Source organism: Microbacterium sp. C7(2022) (assembly GCF_028823665.1).
In the GTDB taxonomy this organism is placed as follows: domain Bacteria; phylum Actinomycetota; class Actinomycetes; order Actinomycetales; family Microbacteriaceae; genus Microbacterium.
Genome location: NZ_JAPEHV010000003.1, coordinates 274,083 through 297,669, shown reverse-complemented (window position 1 = coordinate 297,669; position 23,587 = coordinate 274,083). Strand labels below are relative to the sequence as shown.

Sequence of the window (23,587 nt, the reverse complement as noted above, 5' to 3'; positions counted from 1 at the left end):
GCGGCAACCGCGCCGCCCGCGATGAGGCACACTGAAAGGCATGTCAGCGTTGACGACCATCGGCCTTCCCGTTGCCCTCGGCATCATCATGCTGGGCCTGGGGCTCAGCCTCACCCTCGGTGACTTCGCCCGAGTGCTGAAGCAGCCGAAGGCGGTGATCATCGCGTTGCTGTGCCAGCTCGTCCTGCTGCCTCTCATCTGCTTCGGCTTGGTACTGGCGTTCTCGCTGCCACCCATCCTCGCGGTCGGCATGATGATGCTCGCAGCCTCGCCCGGCGGCACCACCGCCAACCTGTACAGCCACCTGTTCCGCGGGGACGTCGCGCTCAACATCTCGCTCACCGCCGTCAACTCGGTGATCGCCGTGATCACCCTGCCGTTCATCACCAACCTGGCGATCGCCTACTTCGACCCGTTCGATGATCAGCTCGGTCTTCAGTGGTCGAAGGCGCTCGAGGTATTCGCGATCGTGCTGCTGCCCGTCGCGCTTGGCATGCTCATCCGGCGCTTCTGGCCGACATTCGCCCACACGATGGACAAGCCGGTCCGCATCGCCTCGGTCCTCATCCTCGTGCTGGTCATCGGCGGTGCCGTCGCGTCGAACTGGGCGCTGCTGGTCGCCAACGTCGCACAGCTCGCTGGGATCACCGTGCTCTTCTGCGTCATCAGCCTGACCGTCGGCTACCTCGTGCCGCGCGCGATCAAGGTCGGCAAGCGCCAGGCGATCGCGACCTCGTTCGAGATCGGCATCCACAATGCCACCCTCGCCATCGTGATCGCACAGTCGGTGCTCGGCTCGACCGAGCTGAGCCTGCCGGCGGCGGTCTACGGTGTGCTGATGTTCTTCATCGCGTTCGGCTTCGGGTTTCTCATTCGCGACCGGAGCGGCGCCGAGCGGGCTCCCGCTTCGTAGACTGGGCGGAGGGAGGTGCCCATGCGCCCACTGACCGAAGACGACGTCCGCGACGTGTTCCGCAACGCCACAGCGGAAGAACTGCGGATGCTCGCCCTGCCGATCGAGTTCATGCTCGCCGACTGGGACCACCTCGATTTCTTCGCCTGGCGCGACCCGCGCACACGCAGCCGCGCCTACCTGATCGTCGAGCTCGACGGGCAGCCGCACGGCATCGTGCTGCGGTCTGCCGAGAGCACCTCGCGTGCGCGATCGAGCATGTGTAACCTGTGTCACACCATGCAGCCCGGCAACCAGGTCAAGCTCTTCAACGCCCGCAAGGGTGGCGAGGCCGGGGTCAACGGAGACAGCATCGGCACCTACATCTGCGTCGACATGTCGTGCCACGACAACGTGCGGCTGGCTGCGCCGCTCGCGCCCAGCGAATTTCGGGCGAGCGTCGACCGCAAGATCGACGGCACACGTCGCCGTGTCGAGGACTTCGTCGCGAGAGTGCTCGAGACGGCGGGGTCCCGCCGATGAGCCGTGTGGTCGTCGTCGGCGATGCGCTGATCGACGAGATTCGCGATCACAAAGGCGTGCGTGAGTTCGTCGGCGGCGCGGCGCTGAACGTCGCTGTCGGCCTGCAGCGATTGGGTGTGCCGGCAGCGCTCGTCGCGATGGTCGGTGACGACGAGGCGGGCGAGCACATCCGCACCTACGTCGCTGATCACGGCGTTGAGCTCATCGCCACTGAAGCGCCCCACGGTTCGGCACGAGCCGTGAGCACGCGCAACGCAGACGGCGAGCCGGAGTACGAGTTCAACGAGGCATCTCAGAAGCGCCACATCGGGTTCGATTCGGCTGCCGTGACCGACGCGCTCGCCGAGGCGCCCCTCGTGGCCGTCAGTTGTATGGCACTCGACGACCTCGACCAGGTACGGGCGCTCGCCGATGCGGTCGAGTACGTAGGGGCGCCGTTCGCGATCGACCCGAACCCGCGCACCGGGATGATGCGCGATCTCGGCCTCTTCGTCACCGGGTTCGAGCGCCTCGCCGCGCGCGCGGCGCTGGTGAAGGTGGGGGCTGACGATTCGCACCTGCTGTATGGCACGCCGGTCGATGCGCTCCGGGCGCGGTTGATCGAGCAGGGCGCTCGCGCAGTGCTGGCGACAGAAGGTGCCGACGGTGCCTCGATCGAGGCGGGCGGAGTCGTCGTGACGGCGCCGATCTCAACGATGCCGGGCCCCATCATCGACACCATGGGCGCGGGAGACGCGGTGTTCGCTTCGATGCTCAGCGCGCTGGTGCGAGGCGTTCCGCGCGACCCGGATCAGTGGCGCGCGGCATTGCATGATGCGATGGATGCCGCGGCCGCGACGTGCCGTTTCGAAGGGGCGCTTCTACGCCTGCCGACCGCGATCCACGGGGACGATTTCGACCGCATCGGAACGTGACTCCTCGCCGATTTCTGGCTGCGCGCGACAGGGGGTAATATTGTGGATCGCGCCTCCGGTCGACTGAGAAAGCTGGGCGGGTGCGCACTGGCGAGTTACCCAAGCGGCCAAAGGGATCTGATTGTAACTCAGCTGTCATCGACTTCGGGGGTTCGAATCCCTCACTCGCCACCAACAGAAACGCCCCCTGATCGGGGCGTTTCTTCGTTTTCCGAGCGGCGCGGGTGTTCGTGTTGCACGACACTTCGGTGTGTTCGCGGAACGTCGCGATGTGAGCAACATGAGCGCCGGTGCGGTCGCATTCGCGGGCGCGCCCAGGTGCGCGGGCGGGTCAGTGGGGCGACACGCGGTGGAGCGCGAGCACGGGGATCGTGCGCGATGTGCGCTGCTCGTACTCGCGAAAGCCCTCGCTCGCTGCAGTGAAGCGTGCCCACGCGGCATCCCGTTCCTGGCCCTTCAGTTCGTCGACGTGCACGGTGATGGTGCCATCGTCGGGAGTCTCGACGCTGACATCGGGGTGCGCGAGCAGGTTGTGGTACCACGCGGGATTGTCCGGAGCGCCGGCCTTCGAGGCAGCGACCAGCCAAGTGTCTTCATCGACTCGGATGCCGCGCAGAGGCGCTACGCGTTCGACGCCGGACTTCGCCCCGACGTGGTGCACGAGCACGAGGTCACGCCCGAAGTTCGCCCTGGTGACGGTGCCGCCGTTGGCGCGGAACTCTTCGATGATCTGTTGGTTCCAGTCGGACATTGTGCTCCTTCGATCTCACGCGTTCCTATCTGCGCGGCGTGTGCACAAGTCTGCCCCTCAGCGAGTGCATGCGGGTTGACACGCGGGGACGGCGAGTCTGCGACACGGTGCACGCCGCGCGCGCAAAAACGCCCCCGAGGTCTCAAACGAGTAACGATGGAAGGTCCTTTTCGCGTCCAGCTTGCACGTTTGTGCATGTTGCATGGTCGGATGGCCGCCAGGTGTCAGAGGTCGCCTACGCTCTAGTCGACGTTGGGTGCCACCCCGGGCCCCCTGAGCTTTCCCACGAAGGAGTCGGGACACTATGAAGACCCCAATACTGCGAAGGAACGGCTTCTGGCTCGCTTTCTCGCTTGTTCTGATGCTGGTGTCGGCGATCGTCGCATCCGCCGTCCAGACCGCCGGTGGCTCGATCGCTGTCAAGGACCTGCGATGGGAGACCCCGTCTGGTCAGATGATCAGCGCCCTAATGTTCGTGCCCGACGAGGTCGATGAGGACAACCCGGCGCCGGCCATTGTCGTGAGCCACGGCTGGTGGAACAACCGTGAGATGCAGGACGCGAACTACGTCGAGCTCGCCCGGCGCGGCTATGTCGTCGTGTCAATCGACATGTACGGCCACGGCAACTCGTCGCCGTTGCGCAACGACCAGGTAGACCTCGGCGGCACGGGCATGTACGACGTCGTGCAGCTCGTCGCCGACCTGCCGTACGTCGACCAGGAGCACATCGGCGTCTCGGGCCACTCCAACGGCGCTCGCGCGGCGAACTTCTCGGTCGCCCTCGACAACGCCGCGGACGAGTCGTTGATCGACGCGGTCTTCCTGGTCGACAACGACGCGGTGTACACCGACGCCGACGGCGCCTACGCGAACGTCTACGGAACGCGCGACGTGGGACTGGTCGCCGACCAGTACGACGAGTTCTTCTTCCGCAGCTACAGCCCCGAGGGCGCGGTGCTGACGCCGCCCCGCGATTACATCACGACCCCGAACGCGCAGTCATTCCTGAACTTCGGCGCCGACCCCGCCGAGGGTGAAGCGCGTGTGGCCGGCGAGTACTACACCGAGGACGGCGTCCAGCGTGTGGTCTACACTCCGGCCGAGACCCACCCGTGGGGCACCATCTCGAAGACCACGGTCGCCAGTCAGATCGAGTTCTGGGAGAACGTCTTCGGCGCCCCCGAGGCGATTCCCGCTGACACCCAGGTGTGGCAGGTCAAGGAGCTATTCACCGCCCTTGGGCTTGTCGGCTTCGGGATCTTCCTCGTGGCCTTCACCCGCGCGCTGCTGGGCACCCGCGCGTTCGCCGCGCTCAAGTACGAGCGCGCCGACGCGCTGACGCCGAACACGCGCAAGGGCCTCGGCTGGTTCTGGGGTGCGCTGGTGGTCTCCACGCTGTTCTCGGGGTGGAGCTATGTGTGGCTCAGCCAGCAGCCGCTCATCCAGGGCGTCGCGTTCAACGTGCTGCCGACGGTCTTCACGCAGGGTGCGGTGTTCTTCATCGCGACCTGGGCTGCGATCAATGGCTTGTTCACGCTGGCCGTCATGGCAGTGTCCTACTTCGCCTTCGGCAAGAAGAACGGTGCGAACCTGCGCGCCGCGGGAGTCTTCCCCGGCTGGAGGAGCGTCTTCCACGGACTCGGACTGAGTGTCGTGGTGGTCGCCGCGGCGTTCAGCATCGTGTTCGTGTTGGACTTCTTCTTCAAGACCGATTTCCGGTTCTGGGTGATTGCCATCAAGGCATTCGAGGTCGACAAGCTCTGGATCGCGCTGCTTTACGTGCCGTTCTTCCTGGTCTACTTCGTCGCGAACTCGGTGTCGATCAACGGCTTCAACCGCTTCACGCTGGCCGGCAAGGAGTGGCTCAACACGGCAGTGCTCGCTCTCGCCAACGCCGCGGCGCCGATCGTCCTCGTCATCGCGCAGTACACGACGTTCTTCGTCACCGGCTACACGATCGACGGGTTCGGTGGGATCTTCAGCATCTGGCTGTTCCCCGTGATCGTCATCCTCGCGGCCTCGGCCGTCATCTCGCGGAAGATCTACCGCGCGACCAACAACCCGTACATCGGCGGGTTCATCAACGCGTTCGTGGTCACCATCATGTCGGTGACGAACACGCTCACCGTCGTCTACTGACGGCACTGGTGGCCCGGGTGATTCTTCGTTGGAATCGTCCGGGCCACGGCGCGTGGTTCGTGTCAGGATGGCAGGGGAGATGATCCCGCGTCAGAGAGGATCGACATGACCGCGCCTTACCCCGGGAATGCACCACAATCCGCCAGCCACTCCGGTCCCGTGGAATCATCGCACCAGGCGAGCTCGGCCCCATCCGGCCCGGTGACCCCGCCGTCGACAACGCAGCAGAGTTGGGTCAGCTCGCCGGACGAGGAGCGCACGCTGTCGCCGCTGTTGCGCGCCACGATCTGGGTAGCGATCGGAGCACTTATCGCCGCCGCACTAGTGTGCGTCGTGTGGGTGCTGGTCGGTAATCAGAGCGGCATCATCGGGCGGGCGTTCATGACCGTCTTCCTGCTGACCGCGTTCGCCGGAGTGACGATCCTGGACGCGCATCTGGCGCCCCGGCGCCCGTCGTGGTTCGCGCTGTCGAGCATGGTCGTCTGGGTGGTTCTCCTCCTCATCGGTGCGTTCATGATTTGGATGCCCGAACGGGGCTGGTGGGGCGCGTCGTCGCGCCTGATCAGCTTCTTGCTCATCGTGCTGATCTTCCAACTCGCGCTGTTGCACGTGCGCCTCTACGCCAAAGCGTGGCAGCGCCACGTGACGACGTTCACCACCGTCGTCGCGATCATCACCGTCGTGCTGGTGGGCGCGCTCGCGGTCTTGCTGACGTTGCCGCTGATGCTGTCGGAATACATCCGCTTCCACGACATCTACGGGCGAATCGTGGTGGCCACAGCGATTCTCGCTGCAGTGGGCACCGTGCTTCTCCCTCTGGTCAACGTGCTCCTCGCACCGCGCCCGGCGCGCCCAGCAACGATTGCTGGCGTCGCCCCCCTGCCCGTTCAAGGCGGCGAGCCTGCTCCGGCATACGGCGCGCTTGCCTATGGCGGTTCGGTGTCAGGCGCACAGCCTGATTCGGCCGCACCTGCGGAGGACGCATCCGCTGAACCGGAGTTGCTGCCGTGGCCGACGTACGTCGACGGCGTCACGCCCCTGCCGATGCTGCCGGATGGCACCCCCGACTGGAACGCGTATTACACCGGGCAGCCCACCCCCGGAGCCCACATCTTCGCGCCCCCTCCACCCGCTCCGCCGGCGCTGTCGCCGGAGCACGCACCCGCCCGACACAGCGAACCGGGACTGTCCAACTCGCCCGTCGACTATCGCGACTTCCCGCCGCCGCCCCCGTTGCCGCCGCGCCCCTGACGACTGGTCAGTCACCCAGCATTTCGAGGGCTGCCATCGCCGCGTTGTGCCCGCCGATTCCGCTGACGGCGCCGCCGCGGCGAGCGCCCGAGCCACACAGCAAGACCCCGTCATGCGCGGTGCCGACGCCCCACCGTCGTGCCGCCGTGTCGAGCGGTTCATCGTCGTCAGCCCACGGCCACGACAAGCTGCCGTGGAAGATGTCGCCACCGACCATGCCCAGCGACTCCTCGAGGTCGGCGGTGGTGCGCGCCTCGATACAGGGCGACCCGTCGGGCGCCGTCGCCAGGCAGCCCTCGATCGGTTCCGCCAGCACGGCGTCGAGTGAGCGCAGCGCCGCCGAGAGCAGAGCGTCGCGCGCGGCATCCGGATCCTTGCCCTTCACCAACCGATGTGGCACATGAAGCGCGAAGAGCGTGAGCGTATGCGCGCCCGCGTCGCGGAGCTCGGGCCCGAGAATCGACGGATCGCTGAGGGAGTGGCAGTAGATCTCCAGCGGAAGAGGGTTTGGGATGCCGCCACCCGCCGCCGCGTCGTACGCGGCATCGAGTTGTGTGAGCGTCTCGTTGACATGAAACGTGCCCGCGAACGCCGCCTCGGGTGACACCGATGCATCACGCAGGCGGGGGAGGCGCGTGAGCAACATGTTGACCTTGAGCTGTGCCCCTTCGGGTGTCACGGTGGCGGGGGTGAGGTTGCTCGAGCCTCCATTTGCCGACGCTGCGCCGCCCGCGCAGCCCGCGGCGACCAAGCGCTCGAGAACGGCCGGGCCGACTCCGCTGAGCACGAGGCGTGCACGCACGACCTCCGCCCCCATACACACCTCGCTTGCGTCGCCGGTGCCCAGTGCGGGGCGCAGCGCGGTCACCTCGGTGCCGCACCGCAGCTCAGCCCCCGCTTCGCGGGCCACCCGCTCGAGTTCGGCGCTCACCCGGCCCATGCCCCCGACGGGGACATCCCAATCGCCGGTGCCGCCGCCGATGACGTGATACAGAAAGCAGCGGTTCTGGCGGAGGGACGCGTCGTCCGAACGAGCGAAGGTGCCGATGAGTCCGTCGGTGAGCGCGATACCCCGGGTGATGTCGTCGTCGAAGGATTCGTGCAGCATCCGTCCCAACGGCTCTTCGACGACGTCGCACCACAGGGCATCGTCGCCCAACATCTGGCGGATCTCTGATGCGCGGCGCAGCGGCTCCGTCACGGTGGGAAAAAGGGCGCGTGCGAGCGGCTCGATGCGCCGGGAGAACGCCGCGAAGCGGTCGGCCTCGGCCGGGCTCGCCGCGACGCGCGCGAACGATGCGGCGGTGGCTGTGGCATCCGCATTGTCGATGAGGATTCCGCGGGTGGGGTCGCTCGGGTCGGGCGTATAAGAGGAGTATCGGCGGCGCAGCAGGGTGACGTCGAGGCCGAGTTCGTCGATGATGCGTCGAGGCAGCAGGCTCACCAGATAGGAATAGCGCGACAACCGTGCGTCGACGCCGGGCCACGGATGCTGCGACACGGCGGCCCCGCCGACATGCGCCTGCCGCTCGAGAACGATCGTCCGCACGCCCTCCCGTGCCAGGTAGGCGGCAGCGACGAGTGCGTTGTGCCCGCCCCCGATGATGGCGACGTCGTACACGGGAGCAGTCGTATTGGCGAGCATGCTTCACGCTATCTCGCGCCGGTAGCGTGAGACCATGACTTCTGCTGCGCAGCTCGCTGAACTGGCCACCGACATCGCTCGGGAAGCGGGGGTCCTCGCGCGGCAGCGCCGCGAGGAAGGCGTCCGGGTCGCCGACACGAAGTCGTCGATCGCCGACATCGTCACCGAAGCGGACCGCGAGGTGGAGGCCCTCATCCGGCGCCGGCTGCGCGAGGCCCGCCCCGAGGACGGCTTCGTGGGGGAAGAGTCCGAGCCCGAGCATGGCGCGAGTGGGATCACCTGGGTGGTGGATCCCATCGATGGCACGGTCAACTACGCGTACGGGATTCCGCACTACGCGGTCTCGATCGCCGCGGTGCAAGGCGTGCCCGAGCCTGCCGAGTGGACGGCGCTCGCCGGTGTGGTCTACGGCGCAGTCAGCGGCGAGCTGTTTCACGCAGTCGCGGGGGAGGGTGCATTTCTCGACGGCCGCCCGATCGCGGTCAACCCCGAGCCGTCCGCCGCGGGGGCGCTGCTCGCTACAGGGTTCGGCTACGACCCACGCTCGCACGCGGGCGACCTCGCTCAAGTCGAGCGGGTCATGCCCTACGCGCGCGACCTGCGGCGCTTCGGCTCTGCCGCGCTCGACCTGTGCGCTGTCGCGTGCGGCCGCCTCGACGGCTATTTCGAGCGCGGGTTGAAGCCCTGGGACCACGCCGCAGGTGGCCTCATCATCACCGAAGCGGGCGGGCGTATCGACGTCGGAAGCGAGCCCGATGACTTCGGCCGCGTGCTGGTCGTGGCATCCGGCCCCGCTCTCTTCGACCGGCTACTGACCGCCGCACGCGGCGCTTGAAATCGCACAGTTTGTTTCGCGTACTTATGAATCCACTCGAAGGGTGTGTCGCGTACATGGCATTCTCAGGGCGCGGCCGGTAGTGTTTACCCGATCGTTACCTCGCAACCCGAACGCGAGAATGCGAATCACAAGCCCGAAGACCGTACCGTTGCACCCCCGAGCGACACGACCCGAGAGCTCCACTTCGTTTGACCTCTGACGCTGCCCAGGCAGAGAACGCGCCCCCCACGCGTCGCTCAAGCCGTACTTCACCCACGCCTGTGCAGGCGTCGGGTGGCAGCGTCATCTCTTCTCGCGCCGAGTTGCGCAAGCGCGCCGCCGGCGCAATGGAGGTCTCGCCGGCTGTCGCAGAGTCGGTCAAGACGAAGGATGCTGGAGCCCCGGCCGTTGCCGCTGTGCCTGCCGTTTCGGTGGCGCCGAGCGCTTCGGTTGCGCCGGAGGCTGCACCGCTGAGTCGCCGCGCACGGCGTCTGGCAACCGGCGCTCAGCCCGTCCAGCCGGTTGAGTCGGCTGCGGTTGAGCCGATCTCGGTGGAGCAGGTCGAGGCTGAGCGCGCGGCCGCGGAGGCCGTTGTCGAGCCGGTTCCGGTCGAGACCGAACTACCGGCGAGCGTGACGCCCGAGAGCGTGGCGCCCACTGACGAGCGCGTCGCGGACGCGGCATCCGACACTGATGCTTTTGAAGCTGCCGCGCGGCTGTTCTCCTTCACCGGTGAGGTGAAGGTGGCGACCGAAGTCGACCCTGAGGCCGCGGACGAAGGTGAGGACGAGGGCGAGCAGGCCACGCAGTCCACCGACACCGGACTCACGCGTGTGCGCGCAGTGCCGGGCGAGTCCGCACCGGCGCGTCGCGGAGTGAGCCGCGGTGCCGCGTTCAAGCGCGTCGCGACCATGTCTTTCTCGGTCGGCGTGATGGGCGCGGTCGGGTTGCTCACCGTAGGACTTACGACGCCCGCCGAAGCGATGGCCGCCATGGGTTCGGGTTCGTCCGTCACGGTGATGGCCCCCGGCGACACCACCGGAACCCAGATCGACGAAGATCAGATCCAGGCGTATGTGGCGCCGGCCACCATTGAGAACGCCACGCTGGAGCGCTCGGGCGGCTACGACACGGTCACCACCGCCGAACTCGCCTCGGAGTCGGGCATCTCGAACGTGTCGAACCTGTACGTGAACGACCCCAACGCGGCAATTCAGTGGCCGTTCGCCGTGGGTGTTCCCTACAGCTACGGATTCGGTATGCGCTCGGGTCGCATGCACGAGGGTATTGACTTCACCCCCGGGGCAGGTTCGCCGGTCCAGGCGATTGCCGACGGTACCGTCCGTGTGGCGACCGAAGCCGGCGGCGCATACGGCGTTCACGTGATCATCGATCACATCATCGACGGCCAGCTGGTCTCGAGCCACTATGCGCACATGCAGTACGGATCGCTGCAGGTGTCGACCGGTCAGAAGGTCACGGTCGGAACCGTTCTGGGTCGTACCGGCAACACGGGTCGTTCCTTCGGCGCGCACACGCACTTCGAGATCCTGATGAACGGCACGACGCCCGTCGATCCATTGCCGTGGCTGCAGAACAACGCCGGGAGGTCGTCACTCGGTTAATGAGGATGCCGAAGCTCTGGTATCCTCTTCTAGTTGCCTGTTTGCAGGTAACACGCCCCGATAGCTCAGTGGCAGAGCACTTCCATGGTAAGGAAGGGGTCGTCAGTTCAATCCTGACTCGGGGCTCGCAAGCATCCATCATCTCCACCGGATGCATCGCGGCAGGGTAGCTCAGTTGGTGAGAGCGCACGACTCATAATCGTGAGGTCGCGGGTTCAAGCCCCGCTCCTGCTACGAAGAAAGACCGCCTCCGGGCGGTCTTTCTTCGTATCGGGGAGCGGTTGGTTGAAGCCGTCACGCGCGGGTGGGCCCACGCCGCCAGAGGCTCCGCACGCCGCGCAGCGGCGGGTGGAGAGACGGTGGGGACAAGCCCCGCTCCTGCTACTTCATGGAAACCCCCGGAATCTTCGGGGGTTTCCGAGTTTTCTTGAAGCCGGTGGCGGGGGCGAGCATCAAACCTGCGAGAGAGCATCAGATTTCATGCTCTCTCGCAGGTTTCGTGCTCAGGGGCGCCGGGCTGTGGCAGCGGCGGAGCGGAATCGGTGCAGTAACGGTTCAGGCCGCGAATAGGTCGACGCACCGAGAGTCCGCGGATGCCGCGCCGCGGACTGCGCAGATTGATCAGCCGACCCCATAGTCGGCATGAGCAGAGTGCGCAGGAAGTCGCGCTGGATCGTGCCGTCGCGGCTACGGGCGCAGCGCGAGCACGTCGCCGGGATGAATCTCAGCGAGGTCACCGCCGTTGAGCGGGCCGAGCGTGGCGTAATCGATGCAGAACCGCTCGCCGATCGCGACCGGGTGGTCGTTGGCCGCGACGACGTAGGACGTCGGCACGCCGTCGATGAGCACGACCTCGCCGGTAGCGCCGTACTGCGACCCCTGGTCGACCGGGTTCGAGCCGGAGGGTGGCATGACCGAGCCGCCGCAGTCGTAGGCGACCGGAGCAGCATCGCGGGACAGTCGGAGCACGTCGCCGGGCTGCAGAGCGCCCTGGAGGTGAATCTCGTTGTCGTAGAACAGGCCGGTCGAGAACACGCAGAAGCGAGCCCCGATCGCGGCGATCGCGTCGCCAGGCGCGACGGTGTAGGACACGGGCACACCGTCCTCGAGGACGACGTCGCCAGCGGCGAACTCGCGCGGCCCTTGGTCGACCGGAGCAGGCGCACCGCCGTACCCGGCGTCCGGGTAGTAGATGTCATCGCAGCCGGGATAGTTCAGCTCGTCGCGGTGGTCGTCGGCTGCGGCAGGTTCGGCGTTGACGACTTCGGCGATCGGCTCGACCTCGCCGGCCGGAGCCGCGGCAGGCACGGGCGACTGCCACGAGGAGGCCACGCCGACCGCGCCAGCGACAGCGGGCACAGCGAGTGCAACGAGGCCGACGACGACAGCGCCGGAGACAGCAGCGGTGATCTTCTGTGAGCGGTTCATCGTTCCGAGCTTGGCATCGATCGACGCGAGCCCGCTAGTCGAGCGACCCGTCCCACGGTGGGCCGCTTCAGTCTGGGGCTGAGAGCTAAGCGCCCTCAGTATCGGCGACCCCGTCGACTACTAGCCCGTCATCAAGTCGCCGTAGTCGACCTGGCCGTTGCCCACGATCTCGGCACTCAGGACGTGTGCCCGCACCGGGTGCCGTAGTGGGTCTTGGCCATAGGGTGCCCGTGCGACGCACATGCGAGCCGGGGCAACTGTGGCGATCGCGCTCGGTATCGCTTCCCTCGCGGGGTGCGCACCACAGGTCCCGGCGCTCGTTCTCGGCTCGGGTTCCCCCGCGGATACGACCAGCATCTGCCTCGGCGAGTTCTGCACGCCGATGACGTGGGAGAACCCTTCCACATCGACGCCAGTGCGGCCCCGGATACGTTGATTCGAGCCGACCTTGTCGACGCGGTTGGTGTCCGCGGGAGCGACGAATCTGTGACAGGAGCGGTGCTCCTCGACGACGGCGCACACCTCGGCGTCGGCTATCTTCCCGTCAGCGACCCGGATCCGGCGTGGATTGCTCGTTCGCCCCTGCACGGCGCGGAAGTTCAAGACGACGGCGGCGAAACGTGGTTCGTCGCGCTCCAGATCGATCGGACGACGCGAGCCGCCGGCGGTTTCACGTCCCTCGACCTGACCTACGAGGTCGATGGGAGGCAACACGCCGTGCCGGGAACCCCGTCATTTTCATTCCCCGCCATCGGCGATGCCTGTCCGGATTGATGTATCACTCTCACGCGCGGTATTGGACCGGCATCCGCTCTACGCGCTCACCGTTCGCCAGATGGCGTACTGCGGTGCCGTAGGCTCGCGGCATGTCGGTCGGATCGATTCTGCGCGCGGCCTTGGGCGGAGCCCTCGTGATCAACGCGGTGCCGCACGGAGTGAGTGGCGTACAGGGGAAGCCATTCCCTACCCCGTTCAGCGACCCGCCCGGCGTCGCAGACTCGCCGCCGCTGGTCAACGTCGGCTGGAGCGCAGCCAATGCGATCGCCGGCGCGGTCCTCTTGCCGAAGCGTGACCGATCCACCGCGGAACTGATCGCTGTCTTCGTCGGGGCAATCACGGCCGCCGCCGTGGTGTCGTACCACTTCGGTGAAGTGCGCCAGGGAAGAGCCGGGTTGCGCGGGCGCGGCATCCGGAACTGAACCCGCGCAACAACCTCGGGGGTCTTGCGAATCGGCCGTCGCACCACCCGGCGCTCGTGCGAGGCCGCGCGCTGCCGCCCTGCTCATATGGCGCAACGCGCCGGCGAGTTCGAGGTGAGGCCGCAAAGCGCGTCATATGAAAGCGCAGATTCTGGGGGCGGAGCGTGGTGGGCATGGCCGTGGCGCGCGGCGGGGCGGGCGGCGCGGGTCGCGCGCCGGTGGCAGATAGGGTGTCAGCATGGCGACGACTCCTCCGGGCTGGTATGACGATGGCCATGGCGCGCTGCGCTGGTGGGACGGCGCCCAATGGACCGAGCACGTCGCTACACCTGACCCCGAGCCGGCGCCCGCCGAGGTAGCGCACGCGCAGGACTCCGCGCAGGCAGCGCCCGCAGAGGCAAGCCCCGCTCAGGGAGCCGAGCCCGTTGCGCCGGGCGAGGCAGACCCAGGGCTCGCGCAGTCCGCAGCGACAGCTCACGCCGTGCCGCCGGCACCCGAGCACGACGCCATGACCGACTTCGTCGCGGCCGTCGACCAGACGGCGCCGACAGTGCCGGCTCAGGGTTACCCCAACGCCGCCTACCCGGGCGACCCCAACGCCGCCTACCCGGGTTACCCCAACGCCGCATACCCGGGCGGCGACCCCGCGCAGCTCGGCGGCGCAGCATCCGAACAGCAGTACTCCGGCGCCTTCGTCGCCGCCACCGAACCCAACAAGTCCAAGTTATGGATCGTGTGGGTCATCCTCGGCGTGGTGCTCTTGGGCATCGTGATCGCGGCCGCGATCGTCATTCCGCTGATCATCTTCGGGCTGTCCGCATCGAACAACGCGTCGTCGGTCGAACCCGCCACGGACCGGGAGCGCGCAGCCGTCGAGGTCGTCGAACTGTACGACCGGGCGTGGGACACCGCCGACTGCGAGGCGTACTTCGAGGCGACGACCGAACAGTTCCGCGCCACGCAAGGCGCCACGAACTGCACCGACTTCAACGCGCTGGTCACCGACTTCAACGCGACCACGAGCAACTACGTGCTGGTGGTGACCGATATCGACGACGAGGATCGCACGATCATCGTGTCGACCGATGAGACGTATCTGTCTGCCTTCGATGGTGAGGGAAACCCCGCAGATCCGCCCGTAGAGCTTCTCGACCAGTACGAGTACACGCTCGTGCCGGCCGGCGACGCGTGGGCGATCGACACCATCGATCAGCAATGACGGGCATCGAAGGCGCCGAGCGCTCCCGTGGCACGAAGTTCTTCCTCTCGTGCGTCGGCATCGGCCTGCTCGCCGGGCTCTTGTCGGGCCTGTTCGGCGTCGGCGGCGGAACGGTCATCGTCCCGTTGCTGGTCCTCCTCCTCGCGTTCGATCAGAGGCTCGCAGCCGGCACCTCGCTCGCTGCGATCGTCCCCACCGCAACCGTCGGCGTCATCTCGTACGCCGTGCACGACTCGGTGGCGTGGATCCCCGCGCTCATCCTCGCGGCCACCGCCGTCTTCGGCGCGCAAGTGGGCGCGTGGCTACTCGCGCGTCTTCCCGTCCTCACGCTGCGCTGGTTCTTCATCGGCTTCCTCGGGCTTGTCATCATCAGCCTGTTCCTGGTCATCCCTTCGCGTGACGCGGGTCTTGACCTCGATTGGTGGAACGGCCTCGGCCTCGCCGCGGTCGGATTCGTCACCGGCATCATGAGCGGCATCCTCGGGGTCGGTGGCGGCATCATCGTCGTCCCGGCGCTCATTCTCCTGTTCGGAACCAGCGACCTCATCGCAAAGGGCACGTCGCTGTTGATGATGATCCCGACGGCGATCTCAGGCACCGTGGCGAACATCCGCCGGCACAATGTCGATCTGCTCGCCGCGGCCGCCGTAGGGCTCGCGGCATGCACAACGACCGCGCTCGGGGCGTGGTTCGCGACTCTGCTCGACCCGTTCGCGGCCAACGTGCTGTTCGCTCTCTTCCTCGTGTTCATCGCCGTACAGATGGGCGTGCGCACGCTGCGGCAGCAGCGCAAAGACCGCCGCGACCGCGCCTGAGGTGACGACCGGGCCTGAGGCGCGCGCCGCGCTCGCCGAGAGCGCTGGGTAGGATGGCACCGTGCCAGTGAACCCCGAGCTCGTCGGCCGGACATTCCCCCCGACAGCCCCCTACCTCGTGGGTCGTGAGAAGGTTCGCGAGTTCGCGCGGGCCGTCTTCGCGACCGATTCCCAGCACTTTGATGTGGATGCCGCGCGCGCGCTCGGCTACGACGACGTCGTCGCGCCACCCACGTTTGCGATGGTGTTGCAGGACCTCACGCTCCAGCAGCTGCTCGCCGAGCCCGACTCGGGCATCGTCCTCTCGCGCGTGCTGCACGCTGAACAGCGTTTCCGCTACACGCGACCGATCACGGCGGGCGATGAGCTCGTCGCCCAACTGTCGGTCACGGGCATCCGCACTCTCGGAGGCAACGCCATGGTCACGAGTGAAGCAGAGATGACGGATGCCGCGGGCAGCCACGTCGTTACGGCGACATCCGTCCTGCTGGTGGGGGAGGGCGACGCATGAGCGGGCTGACCGTGGGTGACGTCGTCGCCGAGCGCACCGTTCACCTGACGCGCGAGTCGCTCGTGCGTTATGCCGGAGCATCCGGTGACTTCAACCCCATCCACTATCGCGACGATGTCGCGGCGAACGTGGGCCTGCCGGGGGTTCTCGCGCACGGGATGCTGACTATGGGCCTGTCGGTCGAGACCATCGTGCCGTGGCTCGGCGACGCCGGTCGCATCCTGGAGTACGGGGTGCGGTTCACCCGCCCCGTCGTCGTCGACGCCGAAGCCGGGGCCGACGTCACTGTCGTCGCCAAGATCGGTGCGGCCTCCGACGACGAACTGCGTGTGGATCTGACCGTGTCTCACGCCGACACCACGGTGCTCGGCAAGGCGCAGGTGCGGGTGCGGGTCTGACGGGTGGGCGAGATCACGCCGATTCGGCTTGCTGAGCTGACGACACTGCGCACGGGTGCAGCGCCCGAGCGCATGATCGATGCCACCACGCGTGACGAGTTGGTCACTGCTCTCCACGATGTGTGGGCGACCGGCGACGAGTGGTTCGTGCTCGGTGGCGGGTCGAATCTGTTCGCCGGCGACGAGCCATTCGAGGGCACGGTGGTGCGAATCCTCACCGAGGGCATCGAGCGGATGCCCGACCCGCGCCCCGGGATCGCGCGCCTCCGCGTGCAGGCCGGGCACAACTGGGACGCGTTGGTCGCGTATGCCGTGGCGGAAGGGCTCGCGGGCATCGAGGCGATGTCGGGTATTCCCGGGACAGTGGGAGCCGCGCCCGTGCAGAACATCGGTGCCTACGGGCAGGAGATTGTGCAGACCCTCGTCGAGGTGGAGCTGATCGACGAATCCACCGGTGACGTCTCGGTCGTCTCAGCCGCAGAGCTCGGACTCGGTTTTCGCACGTCGGTGCTGAAGCATCACTACGGGTCGGTGCCCGAGCGTCGCGCCGTCATTCTCTCGGTCACGCTGGATCTTGCCCAGGTCGGCCACACCGAACGCCCGATCGCGGGGGAGCAGTTGCGGTCGGCCCTGCGCCTCGGCCCCGACGACACCGTGAGCGTGCAGTGGATCCGCGATCACGTGCTCGCCACGCGCGCGACGAAGGGGATGGTGCTCGACGACGCCGACCCTGACACGTACAGCGCGGGCTCGTTCTTCCAGAACGCCATTGTCTCGGAATCCTTCGCGCGCACGCTCCCGCCCGAGTGCCCGCGCTGGCAGGTCACGCCCGACCTCGACCCGGTCCTCGTGATTCCGCTGTCGTCCTTCGACGGCTTCGTTCCGCAGCCCGCCGTGCAGACCTCTGACGTGAAGGTCAGCTCAGCCTGGCTGATCGAGCATTCGGGAATCTCGAAGGCCTTCAAGTTGCCGCGTTCGCGCGCGGGGCTGTCGACCAAGCACGCGCTGGCGCTCACCAACCGCGGTCAGGCGACCGCGGGCGAGATCGCCGAGCTCGCTCGGTTCATCCAGTCGCGCGTGTACTCCGAGTTCGGATTGCTCCTGCAGCCCGAGCCCGTACTCATCGGCGTCGAACTCTAGGCTGCGCGCGCGACGGCAGGGCCGGGCACGAGTGCCCAGGCCCCAGGCCCCAGCCACGTGCCTTACGCGGAGAAGAGCTCCTGCATGCGGCGTACGCCTTCGAGCAGTGCGTCATCGCCAAGTGCGTACGACAGACGCAGGTAGCCGGACGGGCCGAACGCCTCGCCGGGAACCACAGCGACCTCTGCCTCTTCGAGGATCAGATCAGCGAGCTCGAGAGAGGTCGTCGGCGTCTTGCCGCGCCACGTGCGACCCAAAAGGCCCATCACGTCGGGGTACGCGTAGAACGCGCCGAGCGGGTTGGGCGTGTGCACGCCGTCGATCTTGTTGAGCTCGGCGACGATCAGCTGACGCCGGCGATCGAACGCGACGCGCATCTGCTCGACCTCGTCCTGCGGGCCGGTGAGCGCTGCCAGCGCGGCACGCTGCGCGATGTTGTTCACGTTGGAGCTGAGGTGGGACTGAAGGTTGGATGCCACCTTGATGGCATCCTTCGGGCCGATCATCCAGCCCACGCGCCAGCCGGTCATCGCGTACGTCTTCGCCACGCCATTGACGAGGATCGTCTGGGCCGCGGCATCCGGAACCGCTTCAACGATCGACACGGCGCGCGTGCCTTCGTAGACGAGGTTCTGATAGATCTCGTCGGTGATAATCCAGATGCCGTGCTCGACCGCCCACTCGCCGATCGCTTTGGTCTCTTCGGCGGTGTAGACCGACCCGGTGGGGTTGGAGGGGGAGACGAACACCAGCACGGTGGTCTTGTCGGTGCGTGCCGCCTCGAGCTGCTCGACGGTGACCTTGTACTCCTGGTCGGCGCCGGCGAAAACCTCGACCGGCGTACCGTCGGCGAGAGCGATCGCTTCGGGGTACGTGGTCCAGTACGGCGCGGGGAGGAGGACCTCGTCGCCAGGGTTCACCACTGCCTGGAAGGCCTGGTACACCGACTGCTTGCCACCATTGGTGACGATGATCTGCGAAGGGTCGACCTCGAGGCCCGAGTCGCGCAGCGTCTTCGCAGCGATCGCCTCGCGCAGCACCGGAAGACCCGCGGCGGGGGTGTAGCGGAAGTTCGCGGGGTTGGTGAGAGCCTCTGCCGCCGCGTCGACGATGAACTGCGGAGTGGCGAAGTCGGGCTCGCCGGCGGCATAGCTGATGACCGGGCGACCTGCGGCTTGCAGGGCCTTCGCCTTCGCGTCGACCTTGAGGGTCGCCGACTCGGCGATAGCACTGAGCTTGTCGGAGACTCTGGGCTTGCGGGGGTGAGGAGCGCTTTCAGTCACAGGTCAAATCGTACACACGACGGATGCCCCGACCGGGTGGGTCGAGGCATCCGTTCAGGGACAGGTGCAGCCGGGTCAGCTGAACTGGTTCATGGTGTTGTGCTGGCCGCCCGCTTTGAGGGCGGCATCGCCGGCGAAGTACTCCTTGTGGTTGTCGCCGATGTCGCTGCCGGCCATGTTCTGGTGCTTCACCGTCGCGATGCCCTCACGGATCTCGCGGCGCTGCACACCCTTCACGTACGCGAGCATGCCCTCGTCGCCGAAGTATCCCTTGGCCAGATTGTCGGTCGACAATGCGGCCGTGTGGTACGTCGGCAGGGTGATCAGGTGGTGGAAGATGCCCGCACGCGCCGAGCCGTCGCGCTGGAACGTACGAATCTTCTCGTCCGCCAGGGCCGCCAGCTCGGTGTCGTCGTACTCGACGTTCATCAGATCCGCGCGGTCGTAGGCCGACACATCGGCACCCTGCTCGACCAGCGCGTCGTAGGCCTGCTGACGGAAGCTCAGCGTCCAGTTGAACGACGGGCTGTTGTTGTAGACCAGCTTCGCGTTGGGGATCTCTTCGCGGATCGCATCCACCATCGCCGCGATCTGCTCGACGTGCGGCTTCTCGGTTTCGATCCACAGCAGATCGGCACCGTGCCGCAGCGACGTGATGCAGTCGAGCACGACGCGCTCCTCTCCGGTTCCGGGACGGAACTGGTACAGGTTGCTCGCGAGGCGCTTGGGTCGCACGAGTGTGCCGTCGCGCGTGAGGACGACATCCCCGTTACCGAGCTTGTCCGTACCCACCTCTTCGACGTCGAGGAACGAGTTGTACTGATCACCGAGGTCGCCCGGCTCACGGCTGACCGCGAGCTTCTGCGTGAGGCCCGCGCCCAGCGAATCGGTGCGAGCCACGATGATGCCGTTGTCGATGCCGAGTTCGAGGAACGCGTAGCGGACGGCATTGAGTTTGGCGATGAAGTCCTCGTGGGGCACCGTCACTTTGCCGTCCTGGTGGCCGCACTGCTTCTCGTCCGACACCTGGTTCTCGATCTGGATGGCGCACGCGCCCGCTTCGATCATCTTCTTGGCGAGCAGGTAGGTCGCTTCGGGGTTGCCGAATCCTGCGTCGATGTCGGCGATGATCGGCACGACGTGTGTCTCGTACGTGTCGATCTGCGACTGGATGAAGTCCACGGCAGTGTCATCGCCCGCCGTGCGGGCCTCGTCGAGCTTCGTGAACAGCAGGTCGAGTTCGCGGGCGTCGGCCTGACGGAGGAACGTGTACAGCTCCTCGATCAGGGCGGGCACTGCCGTCTTCTCATGCATCGACTGGTCGGGCAGCGGTCCGAACTCCGACCGGAGTGCGGCGACCATCCAGCCCGACAGGTAGAGGTACCGCTTATTCGTGCTCTTCAGGTGCTTCTTGATCGAGATGAGCTTCTGCTGCCCGATGAAGCCGTGCCAGACCCCGAGCGACTGGGTGTAGACCGAAGAGTCAGCGTCGTACTCCTCCATGTCGCGCCGCATGATGTCGGCCGTGTACTGCGCGATCTCGAGTCCGGTGCGGAACCGGTTCTGCGCCCGCATGCGCGCAACGGATTCGGGATCGATCCCGGCCCAGCTCGAGCCGTGCTGCTCGGTGAGGCCCCGGATGGCGTCGATGTCGTCCTGGTAGGTGGTCATTGTCTTTCCTTCGTGAGGGGAGGGAATGTGGGTCAGGCGATCTCGGTGAGGAACCGCGAGTACGCCGGCAGGGTCAAAAAGGCCGGAAACTCGCATCCGAGGGCAACCTCGCGGAACACCGCGGCGGCGTCATCGAAGCGGTCGCCCTCGTGGCGGTCGACCTCGTCGAGCAGGTGGCTGATCAGTCCCTCGACGTACTCTGCGGTGATGGCGGTGCCGTCGTCGGTGTGGCGGTCCTGATGGATCCACTGCCAGATCTGGCTCCGCGAGATCTCGGCGGTGGCGGCATCCTCCATGAGGTTGTCGATGGCGACGGCGCCCAAGCCCCGCAACCACGCCTCGATGTAGCGGATGCCCACCGATACGTTGTCGTACACGCCCTTGGCGGTCACCGGACGACCGATGTGCACGTCGATCAGGTCGGCGGCACCCACTCGCACGTCGGGGCGCTGCCGGTCGAGTTGGTTCGGCCGCTCGCCCAGCACCGCGTCGAACTCGGCGCGAGCCACCGGGATCAGGTCGGGGTGCGCCACCCACGTGCCGTCGAAGCCATCGCCGGCTTCACGCTTCTTGTCTGCGGCCACCTTCTCGAACGCCGCGGCGGTGACCTCGGGGTCGCGCCGGTTCGGGATGAACGCGCTCATCCCGCCGATGGCGAAGGCCCCGCGCTTGTGGCAGGTCTGCACGAGCAGCTCGGTGTAGGCCCGCATAAACGGCACGGTCATCGTGACCTCGCTGCGGTCGGGCAGCACGAACCGTGCGCCGCGACCCCGGTAGTTCTTGATGATCGAGAAGATGTAGTCCCAGCGGCCCGCGTTCAAGCCAGCGCAGTGGTCGCGCAGTTCGAAGAGGATCTCTTCCATCTCGAATGCCGCGGGCAGGGTCTCGATGAGCACCGTCGCGCGGATCGTACCGTGATCGATCCCGAGGTATTCCTCGCTGAAGGAGAACACGTCGTCCCACAGTTTCGCCTCTTCGCTCGATTCGAGCTTGGCGATGTAGAAGTAGGGTCCGCGGCCGTTCGCGATGAGCTGCTCGGCGTTGTGGAAGAAGTACAGACCGAAATCCGTCAGGGATCCGGATGCCGACATGGTGCGTCCGGCTCGGTCGGTGTACTGCAGGTGATTCTCAGTCAGGTGCCAGCCGCGCGGTCGCATCACGATGGTGGGCGTCTGCTCGGCCGTGACCTCGTAGGTCTTTCCGGCCTCGTTCGTGAACGTCAGCTCGCCGCGGATCGCGTCGCGCAGCGACAGCTGGCCTTCGATCACGTTCTTCCAGGTGGGACTGGTGGCGTCCTCCTGGTCGGCGAGCCACACCTTGGCCCCGGAGTTGAGGGCGTTGATCGTCATCTTCGGGTCTGTCGGGCCCGTGATCTCGACGCGACGGTCGTGGAGCCCGGGGCCAGCACCCGCGACCTGCCACGACGTGTCCTCGCGGATGTGCGCGGTGTCGTCGCGGAACTGCGGGTCGCGTCCGTTGCCGATCTCGTACCGGCGACGCATGCGGTCGGCCAGGCGGTCGTGGCGTCGCGACGCGAAGCGGTCGTGCAGCGCGGCGAGGAAGGCGACGGCATCCGGGGTGAGGATCTCTTCGTACCGCTCACGCAGCGCACCGACGATCTCGATCGTGGGCTGGTGGGTGGTGGGGATGGGGCCGGTGCGTGTACGCATCGGCATGTCGGTTGCGATGGTCATGTCCGCGTCCTGTCTGTGAGTGATCGGATGCTTCGGCGAGGCGCCTCTGCGGTGGTGATGCATCCACTGTGACGTGAAGTTCGAGGTCATCCACGACAAAATGTGGTGTGAAGATCACAGAAAATTCTTCTTTCGTGACAGAATCGGCTCATGACGACCCCGCTGAGCCGCGAAACGCTCCCTGACCTGATCGACGATGAAGAGGTGGACTCCCTGACGATCGGCCGACGGATTCGGCAACTGCGTACCGACCGAGGTATGACTCTCGACGAGCTCGCGGCGGCGGTGGGGCGCGTGCCCAGCCAGCTGTCGATGATCGAGAACGGTCGCCGCGAACCGAAGCTCACTCTGCTCCAGGCGATCGCCCGTGCCCTGGGTTCCTCCCTCGACGCGCTCCTCGAATCCGCGCCACTCGATGAGCGCTCCACGCTCGAGATCGCCGTCGAGCGGGCCATGAAGGGACCGACGTTTCAGGCACTCGGAATCGAACCGTTCCGTATCGCCAAGACCGTGCCGACGGACGCGCTGAAGGCCATGCTGTCGCTGCAGGGCGAGATCGAGCGCCTGCGCGACGAGCGTGCGGCCACTCCCGAAGAGGCGCGCCGTGCGAACGTGGCGTTGCGCAAGCTCATGCGCACGCAGAACAACTACTTCGAAGAGCTCGAGGTGCACGCCAAGCGGGTGCTCGATGCGGTCGATCACCCCGGCGGTCCGCTGACACAGCGCACAGCGAGCGACATCGCCGCGCACCTGGGCTTCACCCTGCACTACGTACCCGACCTGCCGCAGACCACGCGCAGCGTGGCCGATATCAAGAACGGTCGCCTGTACCTCTCGAGCAGGCTCGCATCCAAGGGTGATCCTCGGACGGCCGTGCTGCAGGCTCTTTCCAGCCGCATCCTCGGCCACCAAGAACCGACGAGCTATGCGGACTTCTTGCGCCAGCGCGTCGAGACGAACTACCTCACGGGTGCGCTCATGGTGCCCGAATCGCACGCGGTGCCGGTCCTGCAGGATGCCAAGGCCGACCGGGCGATTTCGATCGAAGATCTGCGCGATGCGTACTCGGTGTCGTACGAAACCGCGGCCCACCGGTTCACGAACCTGGCGACGCGTCACTTGGACATTCCGGTGCACTTCCTGAAGGTCCACGAGTCGGGCACCATCACGAAGGCGTATGAGAACGACGACGTCAACTTCCCCACAGATCGGCTCGGCGCGATCGAGGGGCAGATGTGCTGCCGCAAGTGGACCTCGCGCGTGGTCTTCGACGTCGACGACCACTTCAACCCGTACTACCAGTACACCGACACCGGCAACGGCACGTACTGGTGCACGGCTCGCGTCGAGCTCTCCAGTGAGGGCGCGCACTCGGTGAGCGTGGGGGTGCGTTTCGACGACACCAAGTGGTTCCTCGGGCGAGACACCCCCAACCGCGGGGTGTCGAAGCACTCGGTCGAGGTGTGCTGCAGGCGCGCCCCCGCCGATCTCGAGCAGTCCTGGCGTGACCACGCGTGGCCCAATGTGCGCACTCCGCGCACGTTGCTCGCCACTCTTCCCACGGGTGCGTTCCCCGGTGTCGACACGACCGACGTCTACGAGTTCCTCGAGGCGCACGCCCCGCGGTGACAGGTGCGCGCCGCGCGACGCT

At 66.8% G+C, this 23,587-nt stretch carries 21 protein-coding genes and 3 tRNA genes; 18 read left to right on the top strand and 6 right to left on the bottom strand.

Annotation, left to right across the window (positions count from 1 at the left end; all coding sequences use genetic code 11):
* The first annotated feature begins 40 nt into the window (after positions 1-40).
* From ON062_RS05625 to ON062_RS05610, 4 genes are all read left to right on the top strand, one after another.
* The gene (locus ON062_RS05625; RefSeq protein WP_274646144.1) at positions 41-913 is read left to right on the top strand and encodes a bile acid:sodium symporter family protein; all 873 of its coding nucleotides are present in this window, start codon (positions 41-43) and stop codon (positions 911-913) included.
* A 21-nt stretch (positions 914-934) separates the two neighbouring features.
* Positions 935-1,435, top strand: a complete 501-nt coding sequence (locus ON062_RS05620) for an FBP domain-containing protein (protein ID WP_274646143.1) — start codon at positions 935-937, stop codon at positions 1,433-1,435.
* A complete protein-coding gene (locus ON062_RS05615) occupies positions 1,432-2,349 on the top strand; it encodes a PfkB family carbohydrate kinase (protein WP_274646142.1) in 918 nt (305 codons plus the stop codon). The genes ON062_RS05620 and ON062_RS05615 overlap by 4 nt, the downstream gene beginning before the upstream one ends.
* Before the next feature lie 89 nt (positions 2,350-2,438).
* Positions 2,439-2,523 (top strand) — tRNA-Tyr (locus ON062_RS05610).
* A gap of 157 nt (positions 2,524-2,680) precedes the next feature.
* On the opposite strand, the gene ON062_RS05605 is transcribed toward ON062_RS05610, so the two are convergent.
* Positions 2,681-3,100: a nitroreductase/quinone reductase family protein gene (locus ON062_RS05605; RefSeq protein ID WP_274646141.1), complete on the bottom strand. Its 420-nt coding sequence runs from the start codon at positions 3,098-3,100 to the stop codon at positions 2,681-2,683.
* A gap of 304 nt (positions 3,101-3,404) precedes the next feature.
* Here ON062_RS05605 and ON062_RS05600 point away from each other — a divergent pair, with 304 nt between their 5' ends.
* Together ON062_RS05600 and ON062_RS05595 are read left to right on the top strand one after the other, a co-directional pair.
* Positions 3,405-5,240, top strand: a complete 1,836-nt coding sequence (locus tag ON062_RS05600) for a S9 family peptidase (RefSeq protein WP_274646140.1) — start codon at positions 3,405-3,407, stop codon at positions 5,238-5,240.
* Between the two features lie 159 nt (positions 5,241-5,399).
* On the top strand, positions 5,400-6,491 hold the full coding sequence (locus ON062_RS05595) for a hypothetical protein (RefSeq protein ID WP_274646139.1): 1,092 nt from the start codon (positions 5,400-5,402) through the stop codon (positions 6,489-6,491).
* Positions 6,492-6,498: 7 nt separating this feature from the next.
* Here the strand turns inward: ON062_RS05595 and ON062_RS05590 are convergent, their stop codons facing one another.
* Positions 6,499-8,136, bottom strand: coding sequence for an NAD(P)/FAD-dependent oxidoreductase (locus ON062_RS05590; RefSeq protein ID WP_274646138.1), 1,638 nt, complete (start codon positions 8,134-8,136; stop codon positions 6,499-6,501).
* Positions 8,137-8,170: 34 nt separating this feature from the next.
* Here ON062_RS05590 and ON062_RS05585 point away from each other — a divergent pair, with 34 nt between their 5' ends.
* The 4 genes from ON062_RS05585 to ON062_RS05570 all read left to right on the top strand — a co-directional run bounded on the left by ON062_RS05585 (position 8,171) and on the right by ON062_RS05570 (position 10,812).
* Positions 8,171-8,971 (top strand): inositol monophosphatase family protein, encoded by an 801-nt coding sequence (locus tag ON062_RS05585; RefSeq protein ID WP_274646137.1) that lies wholly within the window; start codon positions 8,171-8,173, stop codon positions 8,969-8,971.
* A 191-nt stretch (positions 8,972-9,162) separates the two neighbouring features.
* Positions 9,163-10,578: a M23 family metallopeptidase gene (locus tag ON062_RS05580; RefSeq protein WP_274646136.1), complete on the top strand. Its 1,416-nt coding sequence runs from the start codon at positions 9,163-9,165 to the stop codon at positions 10,576-10,578.
* A 54-nt stretch (positions 10,579-10,632) separates the two neighbouring features.
* Positions 10,633-10,704: transfer RNA gene (locus tag ON062_RS05575), tRNA-Thr, on the top strand.
* Positions 10,705-10,738: 34 nt separating this feature from the next.
* A tRNA-Met gene (locus ON062_RS05570) sits at positions 10,739-10,812 on the top strand.
* 453 nt (positions 10,813-11,265) lie between these two features.
* Here ON062_RS05570 and ON062_RS05565 read toward each other — a convergent pair.
* Complete coding sequence (locus ON062_RS05565) at positions 11,266-12,006, bottom strand: LysM peptidoglycan-binding domain-containing protein (RefSeq protein WP_274646135.1); 741 nt, start codon at positions 12,004-12,006, stop codon at positions 11,266-11,268.
* Between the two features lie 294 nt (positions 12,007-12,300).
* On the opposite strand from ON062_RS05565, the gene ON062_RS05560 reads away from it, so the two are divergent.
* The 7 genes from ON062_RS05560 to ON062_RS05530 all read left to right on the top strand — a co-directional run bounded on the left by ON062_RS05560 (position 12,301) and on the right by ON062_RS05530 (position 17,288).
* Positions 12,301-12,780, top strand: a complete 480-nt coding sequence (locus ON062_RS05560; RefSeq protein ID WP_274646134.1) for a hypothetical protein — start codon at positions 12,301-12,303, stop codon at positions 12,778-12,780.
* A gap of 92 nt (positions 12,781-12,872) precedes the next feature.
* The gene (locus tag ON062_RS05555) at positions 12,873-13,205 is read left to right on the top strand and encodes a hypothetical protein (protein WP_274646133.1); all 333 of its coding nucleotides are present in this window, start codon (positions 12,873-12,875) and stop codon (positions 13,203-13,205) included.
* A gap of 238 nt (positions 13,206-13,443) precedes the next feature.
* Positions 13,444-14,424 (top strand): DUF2510 domain-containing protein, encoded by a 981-nt coding sequence (locus tag ON062_RS05550; protein WP_274646132.1) that lies wholly within the window; start codon positions 13,444-13,446, stop codon positions 14,422-14,424.
* Positions 14,421-15,239 (top strand): sulfite exporter TauE/SafE family protein, encoded by an 819-nt coding sequence (locus tag ON062_RS05545; RefSeq protein WP_274646131.1) that lies wholly within the window; start codon positions 14,421-14,423, stop codon positions 15,237-15,239. The genes ON062_RS05550 and ON062_RS05545 overlap by 4 nt, the downstream gene beginning before the upstream one ends.
* Before the next feature lie 61 nt (positions 15,240-15,300).
* A complete protein-coding gene (locus tag ON062_RS05540; protein ID WP_274646130.1) occupies positions 15,301-15,750 on the top strand; it encodes a MaoC family dehydratase N-terminal domain-containing protein in 450 nt (149 codons plus the stop codon).
* Positions 15,747-16,148 (top strand): MaoC/PaaZ C-terminal domain-containing protein, encoded by a 402-nt coding sequence (locus ON062_RS05535; protein ID WP_274646129.1) that lies wholly within the window; start codon positions 15,747-15,749, stop codon positions 16,146-16,148. The genes ON062_RS05540 and ON062_RS05535 overlap by 4 nt, the downstream gene beginning before the upstream one ends.
* 3 nt (positions 16,149-16,151) lie before the next feature.
* Positions 16,152-17,288: a UDP-N-acetylmuramate dehydrogenase gene (locus ON062_RS05530; protein WP_274646128.1), complete on the top strand. Its 1,137-nt coding sequence runs from the start codon at positions 16,152-16,154 to the stop codon at positions 17,286-17,288.
* A gap of 62 nt (positions 17,289-17,350) precedes the next feature.
* Here ON062_RS05530 and ON062_RS05525 read toward each other — a convergent pair whose 3' ends face one another.
* From ON062_RS05525 to aceB, 3 genes are all read right to left on the bottom strand, one after another.
* Positions 17,351-18,571, bottom strand: coding sequence for a pyridoxal phosphate-dependent aminotransferase (locus ON062_RS05525; RefSeq protein WP_274646127.1), 1,221 nt, complete (start codon positions 18,569-18,571; stop codon positions 17,351-17,353).
* Between the two features lie 75 nt (positions 18,572-18,646).
* Positions 18,647-20,242 carry an isocitrate lyase gene (locus tag ON062_RS05520; protein WP_274646126.1) on the bottom strand — a complete coding sequence of 532 codons (1,596 nt, stop codon included), beginning with the start codon at positions 20,240-20,242 and terminating at the stop codon, positions 18,647-18,649.
* A gap of 32 nt (positions 20,243-20,274) precedes the next feature.
* Positions 20,275-21,912 carry a malate synthase A gene (aceB, locus tag ON062_RS05515; RefSeq protein ID WP_274646282.1) on the bottom strand — a complete coding sequence of 546 codons (1,638 nt, stop codon included), beginning with the start codon at positions 21,910-21,912 and terminating at the stop codon, positions 20,275-20,277.
* A 174-nt stretch (positions 21,913-22,086) separates the two neighbouring features.
* Between aceB and ON062_RS05510 the strand changes: the two genes are divergently transcribed.
* Complete coding sequence (locus ON062_RS05510) at positions 22,087-23,565, top strand: XRE family transcriptional regulator (RefSeq protein WP_274646125.1); 1,479 nt, start codon at positions 22,087-22,089, stop codon at positions 23,563-23,565.
* Positions 23,566-23,587: the final 22 nt, after the last annotated feature.